The organism is Marinimicrobium sp. UBA4509, assembly GCF_002388575.1.
Lineage (GTDB): Bacteria > Pseudomonadota > Gammaproteobacteria > Pseudomonadales > Cellvibrionaceae > Marinimicrobium > Marinimicrobium koreense.
The window spans coordinates 17,496-20,825 of sequence record NZ_DGMV01000022.1; the positions used below are offsets into that span (position 1 = coordinate 17,496).

General features: G+C 61.7%; 6 protein-coding genes. 5 read left to right on the plus strand and 1 reads right to left on the minus strand.

All coding sequences use genetic code 11. From position 1 onward, the window contains the following. A partial coding sequence (locus B3520_RS02410; RefSeq protein ID WP_286875334.1) for a hypothetical protein occupies positions 1 to 395 on the plus strand: 395 nt, incomplete at its 5' end. Here B3520_RS02410 and B3520_RS02415 read toward each other — a convergent pair. Beyond that, the gene (locus B3520_RS02415; RefSeq protein ID WP_238559225.1) at positions 392 to 604 is read right to left on the minus strand and encodes a PA3496 family putative envelope integrity protein; all 213 of its coding nucleotides are present in this window, start codon (positions 602 to 604) and stop codon (positions 392 to 394) included. The genes B3520_RS02410 and B3520_RS02415 overlap by 4 nt on opposite strands. On the opposite strand from B3520_RS02415, the gene B3520_RS02420 reads away from it, so the two are divergent. From B3520_RS02420 to B3520_RS02435, 4 genes are read left to right on the plus strand one after another with little or no spacing between them, the layout of a single operon-like run. Further along, positions 603 to 770: a hypothetical protein gene (locus B3520_RS02420; protein ID WP_170162874.1), complete on the plus strand. Its 168-nt coding sequence runs from the start codon at positions 603 to 605 to the stop codon at positions 768 to 770. The genes B3520_RS02415 and B3520_RS02420 overlap by 2 nt on opposite strands. A 3-nt stretch (positions 771 to 773) precedes the next feature. Beyond that, complete coding sequence (locus B3520_RS02425; protein WP_322113804.1) at positions 774 to 1,256, plus strand: ATP-dependent zinc protease; 483 nt, start codon at positions 774 to 776, stop codon at positions 1,254 to 1,256. Between the two features lie 20 nt (positions 1,257 to 1,276). After that, on the plus strand, positions 1,277 to 2,185 hold the full coding sequence (rimK, locus tag B3520_RS02430) for a 30S ribosomal protein S6--L-glutamate ligase (RefSeq protein WP_265365623.1): 909 nt from the start codon (positions 1,277 to 1,279) through the stop codon (positions 2,183 to 2,185). A gap of 5 nt (positions 2,186 to 2,190) precedes the next feature. Next, entirely contained in the window at positions 2,191 to 3,303 is a 1,113-nt protein-coding gene (locus B3520_RS02435; RefSeq protein WP_123638049.1) for a succinylglutamate desuccinylase/aspartoacylase family protein, read from the plus strand. Positions 3,304 to 3,330 lie beyond the last annotated feature (27 nt).

Below are 3,330 nucleotides of genomic sequence, written 5' to 3' on the forward strand. Positions count from 1 at the left end.
CCCTGAAGTCCCGCCGTATTGGTCAGGTGCGCCTGGCTCTGTTCAGCAGTCAGCCGGATCTGGATGTGAAGGCTGCACTGGCCGACGGGTATGTTTCGGTGGACTGGGGCGCGGCCTTTGCCCTGTTTCAGGCCAAGCGCTTTGGCGAGGTGACGGCGAGCCTGCATACCAACCAGGCCAGTGTGGCGCTGGCGACTTTTCGCGAGCGAAGGGCAAGCGCTTACTTACCGGAAGAGTTGGCAGGCGAGGGGGTGTATCCGGTAAGGGGGGCGCCCGAGTTTACCCGGCCCCTGTATGCGGCGTTTCGACCGGAGCAGGAGTTCAGCCCCAGTGTGCAGCGAGTGCTGGATGTGTTGGTCGAGGGCGATGCACTATCGCCCTCTCAATCCTCTTAGAAATCGAGTTCCCAGAGATCGTCACAGCCGAGCTCTTCCTTCAGCCGACGCCGTTCCAACCGGTCTTCGATCTTCCGGCGCATATCCAGAATATGTTGGTTGGCCTCGCGGCCTGTCAGCTTCACCGGCTCCTCGTCGTTCTCGGCCTCGGTGGGCATATCGTTGATGTAGTCGGTATCGTCATCGGAATGATCAATGTTCACAGCCATGGACATCTCCAGCGTAAGAAATGACAATGCACAAGCGGGTTGTGTCATGAGCCAGTTGGTTCATGCCGCTAACCACCAGGCCATGTGGCGCTATTTACCACGGGGAGTGCCGATGGCAAAGCAAAAAAAATTTGCCGTCATCCCTAATTTTTCTGATCCTGAGTGAGCAGTGAGGAAATCAGTGGATATCCAGGACAAGACCGTGATCGGCTGGCGCGAATGGGTGCGGATGCCCGCCCTGGGCCAGGCCGAAATCAAGGCAAAAATCGACACCGGAGCGCGCACCAGTGCGCTGCACGCTTACTTTGTGGAGCCCTTTGAGCTGGATGGTCGCCCCTGGGTGCGTTTCGGGCTGCACCCCCGTCAGAAGGATACCGAGGTGCAGATCGAGTGCGAGGCACCGGTGATTGACCAGCGCCGGGTCACGGACTCCGGCGGTCACGCCGAAATGCGCTACGTCATCGCCACCACCATGGTGCTGGGGGATCAGGCGTTTGAGGCCGAGGTGACCCTGACCGACCGGGAGAATATGCTGTTTCGAATGCTGCTCGGGCGCGGCGCGCTAAAGCCGCGCTTTCTGGTCGATAGCGACCAATCCTTTCTGCTGGGGGGCTCGAAGTTCCAGCCCCCCGGTGAACTGAACCTTTCCTGATTTGAGCCATTGGACCATCTATGAAAATTGCCATTCTGTCGCGCAACCGTCGACTGTACTCCACCCGACGTCTGATTGAAGCCGCCGAGGAACGCGGCCACGAGGTGCGGGTACTGGATATCCTCAAGTGTTACATGGATATCACTCCGTCCAACCCGAGTATCTGGTATATGGGCGAGAAGCTCGACGGGTTCGACGCGGTCATCCCCCGTATTGGCGCTTCGGTGACCCACTACGGCCTGGCGGTGATCCGTCAGTTTGAAATGATGGGCGTCTACTGCCTGACCGAGTCGGTCGCGCTGGGGCGCTCCCGGGACAAGCTGCGGGCCATGCAGCTGTTTTCCCGCAAAGGGCTGGGCATGCCGCGCACCAGCTTCGCCTACCACGTGCACAACACCAAAGACCTGATCAAGCTGGTGGGCGGCGCGCCGCTGGTGGTCAAGCTGTGTGAAGGCACCCAGGGGCGCGGCGTGGTGCTGGCGGAAACCGCCAAGGCGGCGGAGAGTGTGATTGAGGCCTTCCGCGAACTGCGCGCCGAGTTTCTGGTGCAGGAGTTCATCAAGGAAGCCGGGGGCAGCGATATCCGCGCCCTGGTGATCGGCACCAAGGTGGTGGCGGCCATGCAGCGCACCGCCATGGAAGGGGAGTTCCGCTCCAACCTGCACCGAGGCGGTAGCGCTCAACTGGTCAAGCTGACGCCCTCCGAGCGCCAGACGGCGGTCAAAGCCGCCCAGACCATGGGGCTGTCCATCGCCGGTGTTGACCTGCTGCGCTCGAGCCGGGGCCCGCTGCTGATGGAGGTGAACTCTTCGCCGGGTCTGGAAGGTATAGAAGGGGCCACGCACAAAGATGTGGCCGGTGCGATCATCAAGTTTGTCGAGGAAAACGCCAAGCCCAACAAAACCCGCACCCGGGGCGGTAAAGGGTAACGTCTATGGCCAACTCCTCACCCGCCGCCAAAACCGACCCGGGCCGACGCGCCCGGGAAAAAAACCGCACCCTGGACATTGGTGGCGTCAAGGTGGCCCCGGGGGAGCGTACGTCGGTGGATATCCCCCTGGCCGCCATGTACACCCACTCGGATGTGGAGATGACAGTACACGTCATCAACGGTCGCCGGCCCGGTCCCTGCCTGTTTGTCAGCGCCGCCATTCACGGCGATGAACTCAATGGTGTGGACATCATCCGTCGGCTTCTCAACTACAAACAGCTCAACCAGTTGCGCGGTACCCTGATCGCGATTCCCGTGGTCAACGTGCACGGCTTTCTGAACCAGTCCCGCTACCTGCCCGACGGCCGGGACCTGAATCGCAGTTTTCCGGGCAGTGAGCGGGGCTCCCTGGCGGGGCGGGTGGCGAATACTTTCGTGGGCGATATCCTGAAAAACTGCACCCACGGTATCGACCTGCACACCGGCGCCCGCCATCGCAGTAACCTGCCCCAAATTCGCGCCGACCTGAGCTCGGACGAGACGCGCAATCTGGCCATGCAGTTCGGTGTGCCGGTAGTGCTCGATGCCAAGCTGCGGGACGGCTCAATGCGCGAGGCGGCCTCTGATATGGGCATTCCCCTGTTGTTGTATGAAGCCGGGGAGGCTCTGCGCTTCGATGAGCTGAGCATCCGTGCCGGTGCCCGGGGTATCATCAATGTCATGCGCGAGCTGAAAATGCTGCCCCAGCGCAAACGCCCGGCCAAAATCCCCCAGGCCGTGGTCGCCTCAGACAGCCGCTGGCTGCGCGCCCCCACCAGTGGTGTGATGCGCTCGCGGGTGCAGTTGGGGGCGCGGGTCAAGAAGGGCGATGTGCTGGGGATGATTGCGGACCCGTTGGGGCTGAATGAATCCCCGGTGCTGGCACCCGCCGAGGCCATCGTGATCGGCATGACCCACCTGCCGCTGGTCCACGAGGGCGAGGCGCTGTACCACCTGGCGAATTTCCATCGCCGCACCGGCAAGGTCGCCTCCGAGGTGCAGGGCTTCCACGAGCATTTCAGTGATCAGGAAGAAGAACCGTTCTTTATCGGATGGGATGATTCGTTGGAAAACTGAGTTTGGGAACGGCGGATGCGCGCTTCG

Bases quoted from the DNA above. Each gene is read 5' to 3' on its own strand.
- B3520_RS02435 (WP_123638049.1), top strand. From the start codon at position 2,191: ATGGCCAACTCCTCACCCGCCGCCAAAACCGACCCGGGCCGACGCGCC.
- rimK (WP_265365623.1), top strand. From the start codon at position 1,277: ATGAAAATTGCCATTCTGTCGCGCAACCGTCGACTGTACTCCACCCGA.
- B3520_RS02420 (WP_170162874.1), top strand. From the start codon at position 603: ATGGACATCTCCAGCGTAAGAAATGACAATGCACAAGCGGGTTGTGTC.
- B3520_RS02415 (WP_238559225.1), bottom strand. From the start codon at position 604: ATGGCTGTGAACATTGATCATTCCGATGACGATACCGACTACATCAAC.